General features: G+C 37.1%; 26 protein-coding genes and 1 tRNA gene. 7 read left to right on the forward strand and 20 right to left on the reverse strand.

The window, feature by feature from the left end; translation table 11 throughout:
* Positions 1 to 202 precede the first annotated feature (202 nt).
* Positions 203 to 1,036: a GNAT family N-acetyltransferase gene (locus IGJ32_RS09735; protein WP_010718667.1), complete on the forward strand. Its 834-nt coding sequence runs from the start codon at positions 203 to 205 to the stop codon at positions 1,034 to 1,036.
* A gap of 72 nt (positions 1,037 to 1,108) precedes the next feature.
* Here the strand turns inward: IGJ32_RS09735 and IGJ32_RS09740 are convergent, their stop codons facing one another.
* From IGJ32_RS09740 to IGJ32_RS09775, 8 genes are all read right to left on the reverse strand, one after another.
* Complete coding sequence (locus tag IGJ32_RS09740; RefSeq protein ID WP_241546312.1) at positions 1,109 to 1,285, reverse strand: SEFIR domain-containing protein; 177 nt, start codon at positions 1,283 to 1,285, stop codon at positions 1,109 to 1,111.
* Positions 1,286 to 1,442: 157 nt separating this feature from the next.
* Entirely contained in the window at positions 1,443 to 2,003 is a 561-nt protein-coding gene (locus IGJ32_RS09745) for a hypothetical protein (RefSeq protein ID WP_081128138.1), read from the reverse strand.
* Positions 2,004 to 2,191: 188 nt separating this feature from the next.
* Positions 2,192 to 2,398 (reverse strand): hypothetical protein, encoded by a 207-nt coding sequence (locus IGJ32_RS09750; RefSeq protein WP_342081873.1) that lies wholly within the window; start codon positions 2,396 to 2,398, stop codon positions 2,192 to 2,194.
* A 25-nt stretch (positions 2,399 to 2,423) separates the two neighbouring features.
* Positions 2,424 to 2,735: a DUF1292 domain-containing protein gene (locus IGJ32_RS09755; RefSeq protein WP_010718676.1), complete on the reverse strand. Its 312-nt coding sequence runs from the start codon at positions 2,733 to 2,735 to the stop codon at positions 2,424 to 2,426.
* 23 nt (positions 2,736 to 2,758) lie between these two features.
* Positions 2,759 to 3,190, reverse strand: coding sequence for a Holliday junction resolvase RuvX (gene ruvX / locus IGJ32_RS09760; protein WP_010718677.1), 432 nt, complete (start codon positions 3,188 to 3,190; stop codon positions 2,759 to 2,761).
* A complete protein-coding gene (locus IGJ32_RS09765; RefSeq protein ID WP_010718678.1) occupies positions 3,187 to 3,453 on the reverse strand; it encodes an IreB family regulatory phosphoprotein in 267 nt (88 codons plus the stop codon). The genes ruvX and IGJ32_RS09765 overlap by 4 nt, the downstream gene beginning before the upstream one ends.
* 268 nt (positions 3,454 to 3,721) lie before the next feature.
* Positions 3,722 to 4,438: a DNA/RNA non-specific endonuclease gene (locus IGJ32_RS09770; protein WP_010718679.1), complete on the reverse strand. Its 717-nt coding sequence runs from the start codon at positions 4,436 to 4,438 to the stop codon at positions 3,722 to 3,724.
* Positions 4,439 to 4,723: 285 nt separating this feature from the next.
* A tRNA-Gly gene (locus IGJ32_RS09775) sits at positions 4,724 to 4,794 on the reverse strand.
* Positions 4,795 to 4,913: 119 nt separating this feature from the next.
* On the opposite strand from IGJ32_RS09775, the gene IGJ32_RS09780 reads away from it, so the two are divergent.
* Positions 4,914 to 5,666, forward strand: a complete 753-nt coding sequence (locus IGJ32_RS09780) for a threonine/serine exporter family protein (protein WP_010718680.1) — start codon at positions 4,914 to 4,916, stop codon at positions 5,664 to 5,666.
* 15 nt (positions 5,667 to 5,681) lie between these two features.
* Entirely contained in the window at positions 5,682 to 6,173 is a 492-nt protein-coding gene (locus IGJ32_RS09785) for a threonine/serine exporter family protein (protein ID WP_063627444.1), read from the forward strand.
* A 142-nt stretch (positions 6,174 to 6,315) separates the two neighbouring features.
* On the opposite strand, the gene IGJ32_RS09790 is transcribed toward IGJ32_RS09785, so the two are convergent.
* Both IGJ32_RS09790 and IGJ32_RS09795 read right to left on the reverse strand, forming a co-directional pair.
* A complete protein-coding gene (locus IGJ32_RS09790; RefSeq protein ID WP_010718682.1) occupies positions 6,316 to 7,179 on the reverse strand; it encodes a TIGR03943 family putative permease subunit in 864 nt (287 codons plus the stop codon).
* A 10-nt stretch (positions 7,180 to 7,189) separates the two neighbouring features.
* On the reverse strand, positions 7,190 to 8,128 hold the full coding sequence (locus tag IGJ32_RS09795) for a permease (protein ID WP_342081874.1): 939 nt from the start codon (positions 8,126 to 8,128) through the stop codon (positions 7,190 to 7,192).
* 221 nt (positions 8,129 to 8,349) lie between these two features.
* Between IGJ32_RS09795 and IGJ32_RS09800 the strand changes: the two genes are divergently transcribed.
* Positions 8,350 to 8,697 carry a thioredoxin family protein gene (locus IGJ32_RS09800; RefSeq protein ID WP_342081875.1) on the forward strand — a complete coding sequence of 116 codons (348 nt, stop codon included), beginning with the start codon at positions 8,350 to 8,352 and terminating at the stop codon, positions 8,695 to 8,697.
* A 291-nt stretch (positions 8,698 to 8,988) separates the two neighbouring features.
* On the opposite strand, the gene IGJ32_RS09805 is transcribed toward IGJ32_RS09800, so the two are convergent.
* The 10 genes from IGJ32_RS09805 to dnaX form a co-directional block, all read right to left on the reverse strand.
* Positions 8,989 to 9,249, reverse strand: a complete 261-nt coding sequence (locus IGJ32_RS09805; RefSeq protein ID WP_002328071.1) for a hypothetical protein — start codon at positions 9,247 to 9,249, stop codon at positions 8,989 to 8,991.
* Between the two features lie 145 nt (positions 9,250 to 9,394).
* On the reverse strand, positions 9,395 to 10,261 hold the full coding sequence (gene rsmI, locus IGJ32_RS09810; RefSeq protein WP_010718684.1) for a 16S rRNA (cytidine(1402)-2'-O)-methyltransferase: 867 nt from the start codon (positions 10,259 to 10,261) through the stop codon (positions 9,395 to 9,397).
* Positions 10,262 to 10,801: 540 nt separating this feature from the next.
* A complete protein-coding gene (locus IGJ32_RS09815) occupies positions 10,802 to 11,146 on the reverse strand; it encodes a DNA replication initiation control protein YabA (protein WP_010718685.1) in 345 nt (114 codons plus the stop codon).
* Positions 11,139 to 11,963 carry a PSP1 domain-containing protein gene (locus IGJ32_RS09820; RefSeq protein WP_342081876.1) on the reverse strand — a complete coding sequence of 275 codons (825 nt, stop codon included), beginning with the start codon at positions 11,961 to 11,963 and terminating at the stop codon, positions 11,139 to 11,141. The genes IGJ32_RS09815 and IGJ32_RS09820 overlap by 8 nt, the downstream gene beginning before the upstream one ends.
* A gap of 35 nt (positions 11,964 to 11,998) precedes the next feature.
* A complete protein-coding gene (holB, locus tag IGJ32_RS09825; RefSeq protein WP_010718687.1) occupies positions 11,999 to 12,940 on the reverse strand; it encodes a DNA polymerase III subunit delta' in 942 nt (313 codons plus the stop codon).
* 8 nt (positions 12,941 to 12,948) lie between these two features.
* Positions 12,949 to 13,278, reverse strand: a complete 330-nt coding sequence (locus IGJ32_RS09830; protein WP_010718688.1) for a cyclic-di-AMP receptor — start codon at positions 13,276 to 13,278, stop codon at positions 12,949 to 12,951.
* Between the two features lie 14 nt (positions 13,279 to 13,292).
* Positions 13,293 to 13,937: a dTMP kinase gene (gene tmk / locus IGJ32_RS09835; RefSeq protein WP_010718689.1), complete on the reverse strand. Its 645-nt coding sequence runs from the start codon at positions 13,935 to 13,937 to the stop codon at positions 13,293 to 13,295.
* A gap of 63 nt (positions 13,938 to 14,000) precedes the next feature.
* The gene (gene recR / locus IGJ32_RS09840; RefSeq protein ID WP_010718690.1) at positions 14,001 to 14,597 is read right to left on the reverse strand and encodes a recombination mediator RecR; all 597 of its coding nucleotides are present in this window, start codon (positions 14,595 to 14,597) and stop codon (positions 14,001 to 14,003) included.
* 23 nt (positions 14,598 to 14,620) lie between these two features.
* Complete coding sequence (locus IGJ32_RS09845) at positions 14,621 to 14,932, reverse strand: YbaB/EbfC family nucleoid-associated protein (protein ID WP_010718691.1); 312 nt, start codon at positions 14,930 to 14,932, stop codon at positions 14,621 to 14,623.
* A gap of 24 nt (positions 14,933 to 14,956) precedes the next feature.
* Positions 14,957 to 16,705, reverse strand: a complete 1,749-nt coding sequence (gene dnaX / locus IGJ32_RS09850) for a DNA polymerase III subunit gamma/tau (RefSeq protein WP_034699015.1) — start codon at positions 16,703 to 16,705, stop codon at positions 14,957 to 14,959.
* Positions 16,706 to 17,002: 297 nt separating this feature from the next.
* Between dnaX and IGJ32_RS09855 the strand changes: the two genes are divergently transcribed.
* The 3 genes from IGJ32_RS09855 to IGJ32_RS09865 are packed head-to-tail and all read left to right on the forward strand — an operon-like array spanning position 17,003 to position 20,278.
* Entirely contained in the window at positions 17,003 to 18,250 is a 1,248-nt protein-coding gene (locus IGJ32_RS09855; protein WP_010718693.1) for an SPFH domain-containing protein, read from the forward strand.
* 22 nt (positions 18,251 to 18,272) lie between these two features.
* On the forward strand, positions 18,273 to 19,484 hold the full coding sequence (locus tag IGJ32_RS09860; RefSeq protein WP_342081877.1) for a TFIIB-type zinc ribbon-containing protein: 1,212 nt from the start codon (positions 18,273 to 18,275) through the stop codon (positions 19,482 to 19,484).
* Positions 19,481 to 20,278 carry a TPM domain-containing protein gene (locus IGJ32_RS09865; RefSeq protein ID WP_342081878.1) on the forward strand — a complete coding sequence of 266 codons (798 nt, stop codon included), beginning with the start codon at positions 19,481 to 19,483 and terminating at the stop codon, positions 20,276 to 20,278. The genes IGJ32_RS09860 and IGJ32_RS09865 overlap by 4 nt, the downstream gene beginning before the upstream one ends.
* Positions 20,279 to 20,369 lie beyond the last annotated feature (91 nt).

A 20,369-nucleotide genomic window follows, 5' to 3' on the forward strand; every position in this document is an offset into this window, starting at 1 on the left:
ATTTTATTTATATGTCACTTTTCCTTATAAACTATATTTTTATGAGCATTGCATTTGTATGACACTCTCGTTGAATACAATGACTCGCTTTCTGGCTTCATGACCAAATGAAGGAACGACCAACTACCGCGATTCACTTTCTTATTGTGTTGGTTAAAAAAATAAGATAAGATGAGAAAAATCTTTTGATTGGGGAAAACAAATGAAAGCATCTATCACAAGACAGCTACAACCTGATACCAAGCAAACGATCCGTGAATTGAAAGAACAGATCGAACAGCAGCGTCACTGCCAGTTTAAACTAGCTCCTGATTTTGCTGAACAAACGAACGACCAGATCCGCCATGTCCTTTGTTTTAAAGAAGAGACACTTATTGCCTATGCTTTTTTAAGTTTTTATGATGAGAGCGAACTAGAAGTGACAATGATCGTGCATGAAAATTTGGCTTGTTTACAACAACTACTTGATGAAATAATGCGATTCGCTCAAACCATCGGTCGAACAACGATTCTTTACATCACTGATCCACGTGACCTTTTTTTGAAAAATTACTTTGAGTCGAAAAAAGAATTGAACAAACAGTTTACTGAGTATCGGTTGATTCTTCAGCCAAACAAATTTAAACAGCTAGATTCTCCTTATCGACCACAAAAAGCTACTCTAAAGGAATCTTCCCTAATTGCCCAACTCCAATTAGGAGAAATTGGGGCAACGGTTCCTCCATTGTCATCTGAAGATTTAGAGAAAACAGTTGTTTTTCATAAAGAAAATCAACTGATTGCTTGTGCCCGAATCGAAGAGGATCTATCTTCCTATGGTATCTACGGCTTAGTCGTAGCACCGGCTTTTCGTGGTCAAGGGTTAGGTAAACTTTGCTTGAACCGTTTGATCCAAGAATTATTAATCAAAGAAGAAAAAGAAATTTATTTAGAAGTCGACGCAACCAATCAAATTGCATATGATTTATATGTAAACATGGGCTTTGAAAAGAAAAGTACATTTGATTACTATGTTTGCCAACTGACTAAATATTGAAAGCTGTCACTCCAAAATATCACTAGAAATAAAACAGTTTTTCAGTTAAGAAATGCTCTATATAGAATGGCTTTATACGTTTTGATGTTGGTGAAGTTCACCAACATTTTTTATAGGCTCTCCCTCAATAATATCTGACAAGGAACCAAGATTCACTAACTCTTCAGCTAATCGTATTACCATTTCCTTGTGTTCTTCATTTGACCAACTATACGAAATAAACACCTTTTTTGTTTTAATATTTTCCAATAGTATTTTCCCTATGAATATGTAATTAATACTATATATGTAGCACAACTTACTCTTTCTATACCTAATGTAGATTATCTATAAAGGATAAAAATAAAAAACTTCTGCCCTCATAAAAAAACAGAAGCTTTTAAACTTTTATAAAAACAAGTACTTCCTAATTTCCTATAAAAGAAACAACAAAAAGAGAGACAGCAAAAATAAGACTATAAAGACCTAATTTTCTTTCATTCTCATACGCTTTTTCATCTAAGTCTAAAGGGAATGAACAAACGTTCAATGGATTATCTGGATGTTTTTCTAAATAATCATTCCAAAAACTATTTCGTTCTTTCAAACTAGGTTGTGTCAATATAAAAATAGAAATCAAACAGAAAGTAAGAGACAATAACACAAACGATAGATTTACATCTTTTGTAAATAATGCAATTATAAACATCGCTATCATCCCTATAAATGAACCGATTAGAGCAGTCATTTGAAGGTTATGTTTAAAACCACTATTAAGGTATAGCTGTTGGTAGTTAAATATTTTTATTTGACGATATTTGAGATCTTTCTTTGTGAGTTTTGGAAAACTCTTCTTTATATATTGTTTTTTCCTAAAGTTCAATCTATGCTGTACTATAGTAAATTTCATTATCATAATAAAACTAACAATCATAGTAATTAACATAGCCAGAGAAAAAATAGAAAAAATTAATTTAATGAATGCCATTTGTTCACCTCAATATTCTTATAAAAAAAAAATTATAACAAATATTAACTATGTAAACATTAATCTATAATAATTTTTTCTTTTTTGTTTATTAAGTCCAATTAATAACGGCATCTTTTACAGCTATTAAAGAAAATCTTTACAGTAATAACATCAAGTTACTATTGTAAAGATTTTCATCTTATTTCTTAAATACTCATCACTTCTAAGATGTACCCAAATGCTGTAGCTAGTACACTAACTATTGTAGCTAGAGTGACCCCTGATAATATAGCAAGACCAAATACCGCCCCTATTACTAACATAGCAAGATAATTTTCCTTAATAAATTCCCATAATTTTCCAAAAACAATCTTGGTCAAAACAAAACACAAAAAAGCTGAACCCTTATCCATCAAGGGTTCAGCCGTCGTTTTAAGACTATTCTTCTTCTTCAGCCATGAACGTGTTGAATACTTCTTCAATCATGTCCCATTCTGCATCAGTTTCGATTTGTTCTAGTTCGCCTTCTGTGCCGTCTTCATTTTCGACATAAGCATAGGCTTGTAACTCAACATCTTCATCTTCTGGTACACCAGCTGGATAAAGCAATACGTAGTTACGGCCAAATTCTTCTTGTCCATCAACTGTTAATAAGATTTCATATAATGTTTCGTTTCCTTGATCATCTACTAAGGTGATATGCTCGTGCCCTTCGTGATCGTGGTCATGTGTGTGGTTATGTTCTGTCATAAGTCTCCCTCTTTTCATTGAAATTAAAATAATTTTTTTCCTGAACCGTCTAAATAATTTTGTAAAATCATGACAGCAGCTAATTTATCAATCACTTTTTTTCTTTTAGCTCTTGATGTATTGGCTTGCTCAACTAACATTCGTTCAGCTTGAACTGTGGTTAGTCGTTCATCTTGATATTCAACTGGTAACGAGAATAATTCTTTAATTTTTTCTCCATAAGCCATTGAGCTTTCTGCTCTTGGTCCAATTGTATTATTCATATTTTTAGGTAAGCCTACGACAAATCGGTCTACTTCGTATTGATCGACTAGTTCTTTCAAACGGTCAAAGCCAAACTCTTCCGCCTCTTCATCAATACGAATGATCTCTACTCCTTGAGCGGTCCAACCAAATGGATCGCTAACAGCAATACCAACTGTTTTTGAGCCCACATCTAAGCCCATTACTCTCATATACTTACCCCATGGTTTGTTAGATAATCTTTAACAATTACTTCCATGATTTCATCGCGTTCGTGACGACGTATCAAGTTTCTTGCATCACGATAACGAGGAATGTAGGCCGGGTCTCCAGAAAGCAAGTAGCCAACAATCTGATTAATTGGATTGTAGCCTTTTTCTTCTAAAGCCCGATAAACGATCGCTAATGTCTCACTTACTTCTTTTTTACGACTATCGTCAAAACCAAAACGTACGGTTTCATCTGTAAAACCCATGATTCTACACCTCTTTCCCGCAAGGTATTCATTTACCTTCTACACTTTTATTTTACTCGAATTACCTTAAAACTACAAATAAATCTTAAAAAACTTCCGGTTAAATTAATAAACAGACTTCTCATTACTTTAACATATTTGTGATCAAATGTTCAGTTACTTGATCGTATCTTAACCAAAGTATACGCTATATTTAAATAAATATAAGCTTTTTCGATAATTCTTCAAAAAGTTCATACTTTTTTCGTATACTATCAAATGTCATTAGCTATTTTTTTCTCGCCTGTCCGGTATCATAGTTGATTTCATAACCCTCTTGAACGTTATAAATAAACACATTAAATTTTATTTTTTTATCTTCAATACTTTCTGCTTCTAATTGCACTCCTCTGGCAACTAATTCATTCCCCTTAAAATGTGGAGTGACACGATAACGAACGTGATGATTGGTTTCTTTGATATAAGCGGCAATATCATTTTCATGGACTAGCATATACGGCGCATTTAATGAACGAGTACCTGTCATCAAATTTTTGATGTTGTTGTTTTGTCCAGTCAATTGATAACCAATCAAATGGCTACGATTATAAAGCCATTGGCCATCGCTTAATTTTTTTTGTTTCCAACCAGTTGGATCAATATACAACGGCTCGCGTTTTTCTTTTGGAAAAAGGTCTTTTCCCAATAACGCATTGGCCGCACCTACACGGTTCAATCGATCAATATTTGAATAGCTTTGCCATGTTCCTTTAGCTAAGCTCAAATCTTCTTCAGTGAAATCCGGACGATTCTGATTGATCTCAATTTCTTGATGCTTCCCATCATATTCTGGTACGTCTGCTACTTTTGACGCTTGTGGGGTTGAGTCAAATAACCCAGTAATTTGTTGAACGATATCTGAATTTTTTTGTGTTGATAGTCCTAGTGCCCCTGCTAAAACAGCAACAACCACACCCATAATGGCTTTTGTTGATTTTTTCTGCATTTCTTTACTCCTTTTCTAAACAACTATTCTAAACTTTAACATACGTTCCCCTTTTTTAAAATATTTAAACTTATTTTATTCCATTTATTTCTACCTTTAATTCTCTATACTAAGTAAAAATTGATCTCTTCTTAAAAAGAATACGTCATAAAAAATCATTGATCTTAAAACAGTATGTTTTCACTTAATCAAGCAAAAAATACCTTGTGACTCAAAAACAAAAAACAGTATTGATCAAACAAAATGTGATCAATACTGTTTCTCTTCATTCTTATCGTTCGTTTAAGCGGGTGACGGGAATCGAACCCGCGACATCAGCTTGGGAAGCTGGGATTTTACCACTAAACTACACCCGCATCTTACAAAAATCAGTATACGCCTCTTTCATTTCATACTCAAGTATTTATTTATTTCTCTTTTATTTAGTCATTTGTAGTAAAATAAAAGCAACAAATGAACTATTGGAGAAAATATTATGACAGAAAAAGAGTTGGATTTATTACTTGATACTTGTTTATTAGCTGGCAAAATCATGATGGAAAGCAATGCTGAGATGTACCGAGTAGAAGACACAATGAGCCGAATCGCTCTTGCTTCTGGCAATTATCGCCTGGTCAGCTATGTTACTCAAACGGGTTTGTTTATTGGTCTTGACCGTACGTCAACCATTAGAATGGAACAAATCACCAATCGCTCCATTAATCTGGAAAAAGTTGTCAATGTCAATAATCTTTCTAGAAAATATGTTGCTGGTGAGTTAACTTTGAATGATCTCTACATTGCCTTACAAGCCATTGAAAAAGATCGGTCATTTTTCCCAGTATGGCTTCAAATTTTAAGTGCTGCGGTGATTAGCGGAACGATCATGGTATTATTTGGTGGAGAAATGAGTGATCTACCAATCACTTTGATGATCGGCGGTATCGGCTATGCGATTTACTTATATAGTTTAAAATTTTTTCGGATCAAATTTTTGTCAGAGTTCTTATCTTCCTTGTTAATTGGTCTTACAGCTATTCTCAGCGTTCGTGTCGGATTAGGTGCCAATCAGGATTTGATCATCATCGGTTGTGTCATGCCCCTTGTTCCTGGAGTACAGATTACAAATGCTATTCGGGATTTACTAGCTGGACACTATGTTTCTGGAGTTTCTCGTGGTACAGAGGCCATGATGACTGCCACAATGATCGGATTTGCGATTGCCTTTATCTTCCAACTTTTTTATTGAGAAAGGAACATGATGATGTGGAATCTATTTATTCAATTTTCTTTTAGCTTTTTAGCCACAGCGGCTTTTGCGATCATCACCAACGTTCCTAGACGTGCCTTGATTTGTTGCGGGCTCTCTGGTGCCTTTGGCTGGATGATCTATTGGGTATGTGTGGACTTAGGTGGTACGCCGGCTTTTGGTTCGTTACTGGGTTCTTTAGGTGTTGCATTTATCAGTGATCTTTTTTCTAAACGATTAAAAATGCCTGTAACCATCTTTAATATCCCTGGCATGGTACCACTAGTTCCTGGAGGTCTGGCTTATCAAGCAGTGAGAAATCTAGTAACTGGCTCGTATCAGGCAGCTGCAAGTTATACAGTTCAAGCGATCATGATTGCTGGTGCTATTGCTTTAGGACTCGTTTTATCAGAAGTCTTCAACCACAATATCCGAAACTTCAAATTAAAACGAGAAGCCATTTTTTTGAAACGAAAAAAAAGAACATCTAAAAACGTTCATAAATGAAAAAGTAACGGCGAAAATAATCGTGCCATGAATAAAAAAACAAAGTATCTAGAAAATAGGCAAGCTACAAGCTATTTTCAAGTACTTTGGTTTTTTATTGTCACATCAGTTATTTTTGTCACTAATAATTTTAGTCTTTGCTTTAAAATGACCGATACACATATTGATTTTTGGGCGCCTCGATTTTGGTTAGAGTATTGACCTCTACAACTGGAATGTCCCGTTTGAAGGGTTCATAGTAGTCAGATTGGATGGTGCCTTCTACTTTATACCACTCATCGTTTTTGACATTCGTTCCTTCCGGCATATGTGTCAATAGACCGAATACACCTGAGTCAGCAACGCAATGGATGATTCCAAAACGGAATAAGAAATTATCTTCTTTTTCCCCATCTGGCGTTTTATACACAAAGCCTTCATAAGAGATTTTTTTCCCAATAAATTCACTTGGGTAATTATAAATCAATTCCATGACTTCCAAGTAATTCTCATCAGTGATCTTAATAAGCTGTTTGTCATCATATTTTTCTTTTAATTTTTTCATCTGATCCAAATAGTCAGACTTGTTAAAATAAATGCTCGTATCAGGCTTTAAATATTGTGTCTGCATTTCAGGGTCTCCAACCGACTCCTTACTTATTGGAAAATTGAATCCTTTTGCTTCCACAATCGTCGTATCTAAACTGACTGTTGGAAATAAAGTACCGACAATAACAGGTAAAGCCAACAGAACATAAGCGATCACTCGTTGTGAGGGTTTGGTTAACCCGTGATCGTGATCATGATCGTGGTGATGGTGTACTTCTTCATCTACCTGTTTTTTCCCTTTTACTGAATCACTCTTGACCCAAATATACAATTGGACCAATGCAAGTAAAGCAGATAAAATCATCGATAAAATAGCCAAATAACGATAATGAACATTGATGTACTGATCTAATTTCCCAGATACTTGTAAATACATCATTAGCTCAAAATAACCAGATAATATCAAAAATCGTATCATACTGCTCCTCCTAGATAAATAATGTAAAACCAATCACACTAACGGCTATCAAACCAATGAGCATCAAAATAAAGCGACCATTAAAATAGCGTTTCATCATCAAAAGGTTTTTGATATCCACCATTGGTCCAAATACTAAGAATGCCACCACAGGAGCTGTACCAAAAAGGCTGAGTAAGGATGACCCGATGAACGCATCTGCTTCCGAGCATAGGGACATCGTAAAAGCTAGAAGAAGCATGATAATAATTGCTAGTAGTTTGGTTGAGCCCAGTGTCAACATGACACGAGTTGGCAAGTAAGTTTGCATACTAGCGGCAATCAGACCACCGACAATCAGATAACGACCCGTATCAAAAAATTCATCGATCGAATGTGTGAGGACATGACCTGTTTGCTGACTAAGTTGCTTGATTCTCCCAATTTTGACCTCCTCGTGTTTATTGGTACCATGGGTGTGGTCATGATGATGGTTATGATCGATTGTTTGTTGGATCTTCGTTTTCAATACACTTTCTTTTTGAAAATAAGCGAGCCAGATACCAATGATCAACGCTACCACAAAGCTTCCAACCATTCGCCAACCGGCCATTTTCCAAGAGTTCCCAAATGCAATAAAAGTAGAAAAAATGACGATTGGATTGATAATAGGTGCTGTTAACATAAATGCAAAAGCGGTATGCACAGGAACTCCTTTTTTGACAAACTGATGAACGATCGGTACGATCCCACATTCACAGGATGGAAAGAAAAATCCTAAAACAGAACCAGTCAAAATGGATAAAAAGCGATTATCTGGTAACCAGCGTTTGACTCGCTCAGGTGTTAAAAAGACTTGTAGTGCCCCAGAGATGAGACAGCCTAATAGAACAAATGGTAAAGCTTCAATAACGATTGATAGAAAAATCGTACTCATCTGCAATACCGAATTTGGTATAAAAGAAAACATTTTTTCGCTCCTTACTATAAACATCATTTGCCAGAATAATATACGCTTTTCGCTAAAAAAAAACAAGGTTACTTCTATTTCTTACCTAACTCTTATCTTTTATTTGATAAAAATAAGACAAGTTAGTTGACTTTTTTTCTTATTGTGATTAAATTGGTTCACGAAATCTTTCACAACATTTATTGTGAAAGGTTGTTTTGATTAGGAAGGACGTTTTTTATATGAAAAAAACCACGAATCTATCAGAAGTACATCAGTCATTAGCACAAGATGAAACGGTAGTTCTTTACTTATCTATGCCAAATTGCAGCGTATGTCATGCTGTTCTTCCTCGTTTGAAGAAATTATTGGATCAGTATGATTTTCCTAGTTTTCATTTAGATGCTGTGGAAACATCTGAAGTAGCTAGCGCCTTTCAAATATTGACTGCTCCTGTTATTTTGATCTACCATAAAAATAAAGAAGTCGAACGACAAGCACGCTTTATCAATTTTGCGAAACTAGAAACGCTGCTGGATCAGTTAAATAACTCTGATGAAACGATCAGCTATGAAGAATTGTTTCAGTAATCGTCGTCTTAACCTATACTATAGCTATATGAAGACAATTAATGCGCGCTAACCTTTAGATAGGATAAAATACTTCTTAGGTTTGCTTAAGTTACCTTCATCTTACTATGGCGAAATTTTGGAAATTCGTTCTAGTATTTTTTTCACTATGGTTTATTTAGCCATGTAGTTGACATTACGTAAAAAACACCATAGAGGTTGAACTTCATTCAATCTCCATGGTGTTTTATTATTTGAAATCTGCGGGTAACATTGCACCGCACTAATTTCATAGTACTTCTCGCACTCGCTCTAGATTTTGAGATTTCGTGTATATTGATCTGGGTTTCTCACTTGCAAACTCTCAACAACTAGCTGATTACGTCGATTCAAGTGTCCTGTAACAGCAATGTTATATTTTCTTTCTTCCATCATCATCAACTTATCCGCAATCTCGACATTTGCAACAATACAATTAAGTGGCTGATGAATGGTTTCCAATGTAAACCGAACAAGCAATGGTTGCGTCTTTATAACTCTGATCTTATCAAGTAAACCTACATATGTTTTCACATTGATCACCTCGATAATCGTTAGAAAAAGTCTCAAATCAGTTCAATTTTTGATTGATAGCAAATGGTCATTATCAAGAAAGAAACGTTCTTTCCTATGCAATTCGGACATAACTTTCCTTCAAAAAATATCTTTTTCGATACAACTAGTCCAAGTCGTGAAATTGTCGATATACTTCTTGCTTTTTGAGTCCGTTTTTTACAGCAACAGCTTTAATAGCTGCATTTGTTTTTTCCCCAAGAGCAATCAACTGTTCGACTTGTTCTTTCAATGATCCTTCAATTTGTGTTTGTGGCTCTTCACTTCCAGTATTTCCTTCAACCAATAAACAGCATTCTCCCTTTACAGGGTGTTCTTCAATGTAGTCTAATAACTCTTCAATACTTCCACGTAAATATTCTTCATGGATTTTTGTTAATTCTCGACACAAAACAACTTGACGGTTACCAAAAACAGTCAACATATTCGTTAAAGTTGCACTGATCCGATAAGGAGATTCGTAAAAAATCAATGTAGCTGTGTATTCTTTCAATGTTTCTAACGTTGTTTGTTGTTCTTTTTTCTTTCTTCCTAAAAAACCATAAAATAAAAATGGCTGAGGTAACAAGCCTGAAGCAATCAACGCAGTCATCCCAGCAGTTGGTCCTGGAATAGCGACTACTGGAATCCCCGCTTGGATGCAAGCAAGTACCAGCTCATGTCCTGGATCGCTAATAGAAGGCATCCCAGCATCACTTACCTGTGCAATCGAGCGACCAGACATCAACTCAGCGATCAATTGCGGAATTCGTTCCTTATAGTTGTGTTCATGTAAACTTTTTTGCGGTGTCTGAATCTCAAAATGATTCAGTAATTTTTGGGTATTTCGTGTATCCTCACTGGCAATCAAGTCTACTTCTTGTAATATCCGTACACTACGATAAGTCATATCTTCTAAATTGCCAATCGGAGTCGGTACTAAATAAAGCGAGCCAGTTTCATGATGTCCTTTAAAACTTTTTTGATTAAGCATGATTTATTCTCCTGTGTAAGAGGTCGTGAAAAGAGCGGTTTGACCTGAGAAATAGTGAAGAAAACTGAAAAATAGCTTCTCATATTTTGCAGTTTTTTGAACTATTATCAAAGGTCAGCTCTTTGAACGCCGTGTAAGAGGTCGTGAAAGAAGCGGTTAACTCCGAGCAAATAAGAGAGGATTTTTTAAAATAGCTTCCCATATTTTAGAAAATCATCGCTTATTGCTGAGGAGTTGCTTCTTGAACGCCGTGTAAAGGTCGTGAAAAGCATGGGCTGCTTCAAGAATTAAGAACGAAAAATTGAAAATAGCTTTTCATATTTTTAATTTTTTGAGCTTAACTCCGCAGAAGCAATGCTTTGAACGCCATATAAGAGGTCGTGAACAACACGGCCTCCTTTAAGAATTAAGGGCGAAACATTGAAAAATAGCATTTCTTATTTTTTATTTTCGGACTTAATTCCGTAGAAGTGATACTGTGAGTGCCGTTTATTAATCGCTAAAGATAAGCAATATCAGGCTTGTTTCAAATCTCTTTGTTTACCGTCCGCTTTCTCGATAGATGACTTCTAAACAAAAGGCACAAGGTTCGTCATTCTCACGTCTTGAGCCATAGAGATCATAACAAACATGAAAGCCTTCTTCATAAATCTTTTCTAAGTTCATACGAGATTTTGAAAGTTCTTGTTTCACATTATCTGCTGGTGTTTGTACTTGATTTAATTCCCGTAAATGCTCTCTTAAACGTTGATTTTCCATTTCCAACGTTGTATTTTTTTCAACGATCTCATGTAATGCTTGCTTCATTTCCACCAATTCAGTTAATGTATTTCTTAGCTCTGATTCTAATTGGTTCAAGCCATCATATAATGATCTCTTATCCATTTATCTCACCTACCTGGATGAAGTTTTTCAATTCATCCCATTCATATTCGATTGGATTTTCCCGACCTGTTAATCGAACATTTACTAGTCGATTAAGTAAGTTCAAGCCGACAACTTTCCCTTTACCATCAGGAGTGTTAACCACTGTTCCAAAATCTGGAAGTGCTTTTTTTGCTAATTCATATTCTTCATTTTCATATTGCAAGCAACACATCAAACGTCCACACAACCCAGATATCTTAGTCGGGTTTAAGGACAAATTTTGATTTTTTGCCATTTTGATTGAAACTGGGACAAAATCTCCTAAAAATGAAGCACAGCATAAAGGCCGTCCACATGGGCCAATTCCACCTAGCAATTTTGCTTCATCTCGTACTCCGATTTGTTGAAGTTCAATCCTAGTACGAAACACGGCAGCTAAGTCTTTGACTAATTCCCGAAAATCAATTCGTCCATCTGCTGTGAATGAAAAAATGAGTTTACTACGATCTAACGTATATTCTACATGAATGATCTTCATTTCTAACCCATGTTTTTTGACTTTTTCTTTCGCAATCAGCTTGGCTTGTTCTGCATCTTCTTTATTTTTTTGTTCTTTTTCGAGTTCTGCTTGTGTCGCTTTATGCAAAATTGAACTGATTTGCTCAGGCAATTCTTCCGGATCAAGTTCTGCTTTAGGAATGGCGACAGTTGCAATATGTAAGTTTTTTTGAGTTTCAACGATTACTTTCTCGTTGTATTCATACGTTAATTGACCAGGTTTAAAATAATAGATAGGACCTGCTTCTTTATAACGGACACCTACTACTTCGACCATTTCCATCCCCCTTGACCCTCATTTTTCCTGCTGTCTCAGCCAGTAATTGTTTGTAAAACAAACTGTTCCGCTACTGCTTGGAAGCTGACATTGCTTCTTAATTTCTGTTCCGCTAATAAAATACGCTCAATCGTCTGATTAATACGTGTTACTTTTCTAAGATTTTCTGCTATTAAAGCTTGTTGTAAAGCTTCTTGATAATAAAACATTAAGATTGATAAACCAGTAAATTGTTGCGATTTTTCTTTAAAAGTCTTTATTAACTTTTTTTGAACATAAATGAATGCTTGTGTATCATTTTTTTGCAAATACACAAACCACTGTTGAATCGAATCCTTAGCATCATTAAACCATTCATTTTGCGATATTTCAACTGCTTTTGTGAAACTGTTCGTCAAGAATGTCAAAAGTTTCGCTTTTTCTAAAGGAATCTGTGCTTGTTGTAATTTATAAATCAACGCATCTTTAGCCAGCTCCTGAAAATGCAAGATTTGGCAGCGTGATTGAATCGTTGGTAGGATTCGCCCAATCGAATCTGTTTCTAAGATCGCTAGAAAATCGCCTGGTGGTTCTTCTAAAAACTTAAGCAAACTATTTGCTGCACTTGCATTCATCTTTTCTGCTTCTTGAATAAGGAAAACTTTCTTCCGAGATTCATAACCACTACGACTAAATTCGGTTTGCAAACGTCTAATTTGATCGACTTTGATCGTTTGCCCTTCTGGTACGATCGTTAAAACGTCTGGATGTTCTTGGTTTTGGATTCGTTGACAATTATTGCATACTCCACAAGGAAGTTGTTCCTGCAGATTCGTACAAAACAGGTGTTGTGCTAACCAAATCCCCATTTCGTGTTTTCCCGTTCCTTTTTCGCCTTCAAAAAGATAAGCATGAGCGAGGCGCCCATGCTCAAAACTTCGTTGAAGCTGTTGATACACGATAGGTTGCATTTGATCCAGCGTAAATTCTTGATCCATGGCGCCTCCTAAAATTGATGAAATCCTTCAACTGGTAACACAAAGACGGTTGCTCCACCGACTTCAACTTCTACTGGATAAGGAACTCCACCGTCCATAGAGATATCCAACGTGACAGGTGTTGAAACAAATTGTTTTCTTGATTCACAAGTTTTTTTGATGATTTCTAATGCTTCTTCTACACGTTCGTCTTCAATCCCAACAATAAATGTACTGTTGCCAGCTTTCAAAAAGCCACCAGTTGAAGATAATTTTGTTGCACGGATATTGGCATCAATCAATTCATTGGATAAACGATTACTGTCTTTGTCTTGAATAATTGCTAAAATAATTTTCATATACAGTCACCTTCCTAGTTTTCAAAAAATTGTGGGTATTGTTCAACAATGGCTCTGTAACTTGTTTGAAGTACCTCTTCAAAGCTCTTTCTTGCATCAATTTTATAAATACGTTCAGGATTCTCTTCAGCTATTTTTAAATACGCATGACGTACTCGTTGATGAAATTCCAATCCTTCTGAATCTAATCGATCGATTTGACCTCTTCGGTTCTCTTTAATGCGATGCAATCCAGTATCTGAATCAATATCGAGATAAAGGGTAAAGTCAGGTGTCGTACCTTCTGTAGCAAATTCATTCAAGCGGGCAATCTCAGAAACACCAATTCTACGTCCCGCCCCTTGATAAGCCAATGAGCTGTCTACAAATCGATCACATAAAACAATGCTTCCTTCTGATAAAGCAGGTAGGACTTTCTCGACCAAATGCTGTCTTCTAGCCGCAGCATATAGCAAAGCTTCTGTCCGTTCATCCATCCGATCATTTTTAGGATCAAGGATAACTGCCCGAATCTCTTCGGCAATCGGGATCCCACCTGGTTCTCTTGTTTGAATGATCTTTGTTTTTGCTACTTTTTTCAAAAGAGGGAATAACTCATTTAGAATACTGGTTTTCCCAGCTCCATCTGGTCCCTCGATCGTAATAAATAGTCCGTTCACATTTTTGCCCCCATCTCTTGCGTTACTTCTTTATTGTAGCCGAAATTCTTTTTTATAGAAAATTTATAACTCGCGTCTGCCTTCTACCGCTTTTAACAGGGTCACTTCATCAGCATATTCGATATCCGAACCAACGGATAAGCCGTGAGCCAATCGAGTGACTTTGATACCAGCCGGTTTGATCAATCGTGAAAGATACATGGCAGTAGCTTCTCCTTCAGTGGTTGCATTTGTTGCAATGATCACTTCTTTCACTTGATCATCATGTAGGCGTTCAAGTAACGAAGAAATGTTGATATCTTCAGGTCCAGTCCCTTCCATTGGAGAAAGAACCCCATGTAGAACATGATAAAGCCCACGATATTCCCGCATTTTTTCTAACGCCATCACGTCTTTTGGTTCTTCGACAACTAAGATAACCCCCCGGTCTCTTGAAGGATCTTTACAAATCTCACATGGGTCTTCTTCTGTGATGTTGCCGCAAACACTACAAAAATGAAGATCTCGTTTGACACTTAACAACGATTTAGCAAATTCATTCACGATTTCATCTTTCATATCGATCGTGTAGAAAGCTAATCTTGTGGCTGTTTTCTGACCGATCCCTGGCAGTCTCATGTAACTATCGATCAATTTAGCAATTGGTTCTGGATATTGCATTTTCATTACCCCTTTAGGAAAAATTAGAAGGGTAACCCCTTAGTGTATTTTCCCATTGTTTTTTCAGATTCTGCATCGATTTTTGTCAAAGCATCATTGACAGCCATCATCAACAGGTCTTGCAACATTTCTGTATCTTCAGGATCCACGACACCTTCACTGATTTGGATGTCTTTCATCCGACGATCACCTGTAAAAATAACTTTCACTAACTCATTGGTTGCTACACCAGTAAATTCTGTTTCGTTCAATTGTTCTTGTGCTTGAACCATCTCTTTTTGCATTTTTTGGACTTGTTTCATCATCCCTTGCATGTTTCCCATTCCGCGCATCATAATTGATCATTCTCCTTTTTTTATTTAATCATCAATGATTGTCACAACATCTGTGCCAAAGATTTCTTCGGCTTTCGTGACGATCGTTTCTTCACTTGGTGCTTGTTGAGGGATCAGTTCGATCTCTTCATCTGAATCTTCCGGAGCAAAAGAATCATCATTACTCCCGTCTTTTGCTTGGACTAAATAGTCTTTGCGGATCGTTGGCCAGCTTTCTCTCGTGATATAGACTGAATCTGGTGCATAGTCTTTGATCATTCGACTTAAATTATTATGGATCGCCAACTGTAATTCTTCGTCGTTAGCAGCTCGTTGACAAACGATTTCGTAATCAAACGCAATGACTAACCCAGTAGGACTAGCCGCAACTGGTTCACTTGCTTTAAGCATCGCTCGTTGTGTCACAGACAAACTCATCAACAAATCGTCCCAGACTTCTTTGACTTCATTCAAATGCTTTCTGGTCGCTTCTCTTAGAACCTGATACACTCGTTCAGTTGGTATCCGATACGTACTTGCTTGTTTCTTTTGAACAGGAGCTTGTGTTTGCTTGGCAGTAGTTGAAGGGGTTCCCCCATTCGTTTTGATCTCATTGATCGCTTTTTTCAGCTCTTTGATCTCTGCTTGTAGCTGATTAATTAACTGACTGTCTACTTCACTTGCTTGGTTACTACTTGAAGGAGCAGCTGAACCAGAAGCTTGAGCTAGCTTGACGGTTGCTACTTCCAGATAGATCGTAGCACTATTAGTAAAACGAATCTCATTTTGTGTTTCACTCAAAATATGGATCATCTGAAAAAGTCGAGGTGCAGGTACTTCTTTTGCTAGTTCGACAAATGGTTCTCGAAGTGAAGTTGTTCGTTCTGCTACGAGATTTGGTGCTTGTTGGTACATCAGTAAGTCACGACAATACTGTAAAAGATCTTCTAAAAAGCGCCGTGCTTCCTTACCAGCAGCTAAGATATCTGTTAATGATTCTAACGCTTTGGGCACTTCATTATTCACACAAGCGCCTAAAAATTCATCCATCATCTCGTTGGTTAGACTACCGGTAACTTGCATCGCATCATCCACAGTTACGATCCCATTACTAAAAGAAATCGCTTGGTCCATGATACTTAGCGCATCACGCATCCCGCCTTCTGCTGCTCGAGCAATAACCCCTAGTGCTGGTTCTTCATATTGTACGTCTGATTGCTTTAAAATGTATGCCAAATGCTCAACGATATCTGCTGCATTGATTCGTTTGAAATCAAAGCGTTGTGTTCTGGAAATGATCGTTGCTGGTATCTTATGTGGCTCGGTTGTTGCTAAAATAAAAATAACATTTTCTTTAGGTTCTTCTAAAGTTTTCAACAATGCATTGAACGCTCCGGTAGAAAGCATATGCACTTCATCTATGATATAGATTTTATAAGTTGCTTTTGTCGGTGCGTAGTTCGCTCGATCTCGAATAAAACGTATTTCTTCGACTCCGTTATTACTTGCTGCGTCGATTTCAATCACGTCTTCTTGTGTTCCCGCTGTAATCGACTGACACATTTCACAATGATTACAAGGTTCTCCATCTTGACTATTCGGACAGTTGATAGCTTTTGCAAAAATTTTAGCTGCACTCGTTTTACCAGTTCCTCGTGGTCCTGTAAATAGATAAGCATGAGAAGTTTTATGGGAAACGATAGCATTTTTCAACGTCTGTGTCACCGCTTTTTGCCCGACAATGTCTTCGAAACGCTGTGAACGCCAGACACGATAGAGTGCTTGATATGCCATGAAGATCCCCCTTTTTTGAAAAATTCACTATCTTTTATTATACGTGATTTTACTAAAAAAAACTACTATAGTTATGAGAAGAATCATGATTTGTCGTTTGTAGTTACTTGTGTATTCCCCGATTCTTTCAAATAAATACTCACAAACAGCTTTCTCGATCTTCCTTGTTTTTTGCAACTGAAAGAAAATCAGCTAAACAGCTAATATCCATCTTCCGTCTGAGAGTTTTTCATTGCTCCTATGGTATAATAGAGTCATTCATTTAACAATCAACATTCATAAAGGGAGGAATTTTTTATGGGTCTTATCAAAGCAGCAACAAGCATGATCGGCGGTGGATTAGCAGATCAATGGATCGAAGTAATCGAACCAGCGGATATGAGCGATACAACAGTTATGACAAAAGGTGTGAAAGTACGTAAAGATGATAAACGTGGCTCCAATCGTAAAGGAACAGAGGATGTTCTAACTGACGGAACCGTTGTCCATGTCTATCCGAATATGATGATGCTCCTTGTAGATGGTGGTAAAATCATTGATTATACTGCCGAAGAAGGCTACTATACGATCAAAAATGACTCTGCTCCTTCCATGTTCAATGGTTCATTGAAAGGTGCGATCGCAGAAACTTTTGAACGTTTTAAATTCGGTGGCGTGACACCTCAAAAGCAACAAGTCTTTTATATCAATCTTCAAGAAATCAAAGGAATCAAGTTTGGTACCAGTGCGCCACTGAACTATTTTGACAATTTTTACAATGCTGAATTGTTCTTACGAGCTCATGGTACTTATTCGATCCATATTACTGATCCAATTTTGTTTTATACCAACGCTATTCCTAAAAACAAAACGCAAGTAGAAATCTCAGATATTAATGAGCAGTATCTGGCAGAATTTTTAACAGCTCTTCAAGCTGCGATTAACCAAATGTCTGCTGATGGTCAGCGCATTTCTTATGTTCCATCAAAAAGCTTAGAATTAAGTAAATACATGGGCAATGTTTTAGATGAATCTTGGAATGAATTACGTGGTATGGAAATCGTTTCTGTCGCAGTAGCAAGTATTTCTTACACAGATGATTCAGTGAAATTGATCAATATGCGTAATGAAGGTGCGATGTTGGGAGATCCAAGTGTCCGTGAAGGCTATGTTCAAGGTTCGATTGCTCGTGGGATGGAAGCAGCTGGTAAAAATGATGCCGGCGCGATGACTGGCTTTATGGGCATGGGAATGGGAATGAATGCTAATGGTTCTTACCTTTCACAAGCAGCACAAAATAACCAGGAACAAATCAAACAACAAGCTGAAAAACAAAACCAACAAACTGCTCAAGGGAGCAATGATACTTGGACATGTCCAGTCTGCGGAACTGAAAATACGGGAAAATTCTGTTCTAACTGTGGGGCAGCCAAGCCAGTTGCAAATGTCCAACCAAAGTTACAAATGAAATGTAGTGAATGTAACGAAGTGGTCGATCTTTCAAATGGTATCCCTAAGTTTTGTCCAAATTGTGGAAAACCATTCAAAGGAATCCCACTCGACTAAGTTTTAGAAAGGTGTGGATAGAATGGACGTTCTTACACATAAATGCCCAAACTGTGGGGGTCCTCTCACGTTTGATCCAAAAGATCAAAAATTCCACTGTGACTATTGTTTAAATGTTTACACTGAGGAAGAAGTCAGTCAGTACGAACAAGAACAAAAAGCAGCCCGAGGGATTCACTCAGAAGATCAACCGCCCTCCCAACAAGATTCTGAAAAAGATTTTACTTTTACTGCAGATGAACAGTTGGAGCAGATGGATGAAGCAGAACGAAAAGCGTTTGAAGAAGCTGGTGGTTTTTCTGATCCTAGCGATCAAGCAACACCAGCTGAATCAGTGGAAGAAGAAACAGAAGCAACGATGGAACTATTTCTTTGTCCAAGCTGTGGAGCAGAGATCGTGACCGATGTAACAACGGCTGCTACTTACTGCTACTATTGTCACAATCCAGTTGTTTTATCCGGACGGTTAAGTGGAAAATTACTGCCAAATAAAGTCTTACCATTTGCAGTCGAAAAAGAAGAGGCGGTCGAAAAATTCTTAGCTTGGACAAAGAAAAAATGGTTTGTACCCAAAGAATTTTTCAACAAAGACCAAATCGACAAACTAACTGGCGTTTATTTTCCTTATTGGACAACGGATGCAACCGTTGACGGCTCTATGCAAGCGACCGGAACAGTGATTCGTATTTGGCGAGTGGGTGACATCGAGTATACAGAAACCAAACAGTTTGCTGTTCATCGAGAAGGCTCACTTTCCTTTAAAGAACTAGTAAAAAATGCGTTGTCCAAGAATACCCAACAAAAAATGGTGGAAGCAGTCCAACCGTTTCCTTTGAACAAGGCAATTGACTTCAAAAGTCAGTATCTGGCAGGGTTTCAAGCAGAAAAACGAGATATCGAATATGAAGCAATCAAATCACAAGTGCAAGATGAACTGCAAGATTACTCCGAGAAATTGTTACGTGACACCGCAAATGGTTATACCACATTGACCAATGTTCGGACTTCGACAGATATCACTAGTGAGAATAATGAATATGTTCTTTTACCGGTATGGTTAGTCACTTATCGCAGTAGTGATGCCAATAAGAAAGTCTATTATTACGCCATGAATGGTCAAACAGGTAAAGTCAGTGGTGTTTTACCCATCAGTCATAAAAAACTGGGCTTGACGGCTTTTGGAATCTTTGCTGTATTGGCGATCCTCTTTATGATTGGAGGATACTTGATATGAAAAAAAGAATTTTACTTTTCTTTCTAGTCCTATTCGGTTTCTTTTGGAGTTCTTCCGTTGACGCTGCTACACCCGCAGTGAACGATGAAGCTGGTTTGTTCACGCAAGAGCAGATCCAATCTTTAGAGCAACAAATCCAGCCTATCAATGAGAAGATCAAAGGACAAATCTTTATCGTAACGACGACTTCCAACTCAGACGAACCTCGAACGTTTGCAGATGATTACTTAAGAAATGCGATCGGTAATGATCAAAATGGGGCTGTTCTGTTGTTAGATATGGGACAACGTGAGATTTACATTTCAACTTCTGGTAATATGATCGATTATCTTGATGATGCTCGGATCAATGACATGTTAGATGATGTCTACGACCAAATGACGAATTCGGCTTATTTTGCAGCAGCTCAAGCCTATTTGACTAAAACTTCAGAATATGTAGAAGCTGGAGTTCCTGGAGGACATTATCAAATTGATGAAGAGACTGGTAAGATCACGCGGTATAAAGTGTTGACGACGACTGAAATAGTGATTTCTATCATCTTAGCCCTGGCATTGAGCCTCGTATTCTACTTTGTAACAGTTTCGAGGTATCAGTTGAAATCAGGAACTTATAAATACCCATTTAGAGAAAAATCAAACGTAAAATTAACAGATAAAACAGATCGCTTAACCAACTCCTTTGTCACTACACGCAGGATTCCAAAAAGCCCACCTCCTGGCAGCGGCGGTGGCGGAAGTACGACTCATTCCAGCGGTGGTGGGACATTCGGTGGTGGTGGTCGAAGCTTTTAAAGCACCACAATAGGAACAATCATCCATAAATTAAGATGCTTCCTTCATGCATTGTCGTCAGCTAAAGCTGATACAACTACATGAAGGAAGC

It is taken from the genome of Enterococcus sp. DIV1639a (genome assembly GCF_050530445.1).
In the GTDB taxonomy this organism is placed as follows: Bacteria; Bacillota; Bacilli; order Lactobacillales; family Enterococcaceae; genus Enterococcus_B; species Enterococcus_B hirae.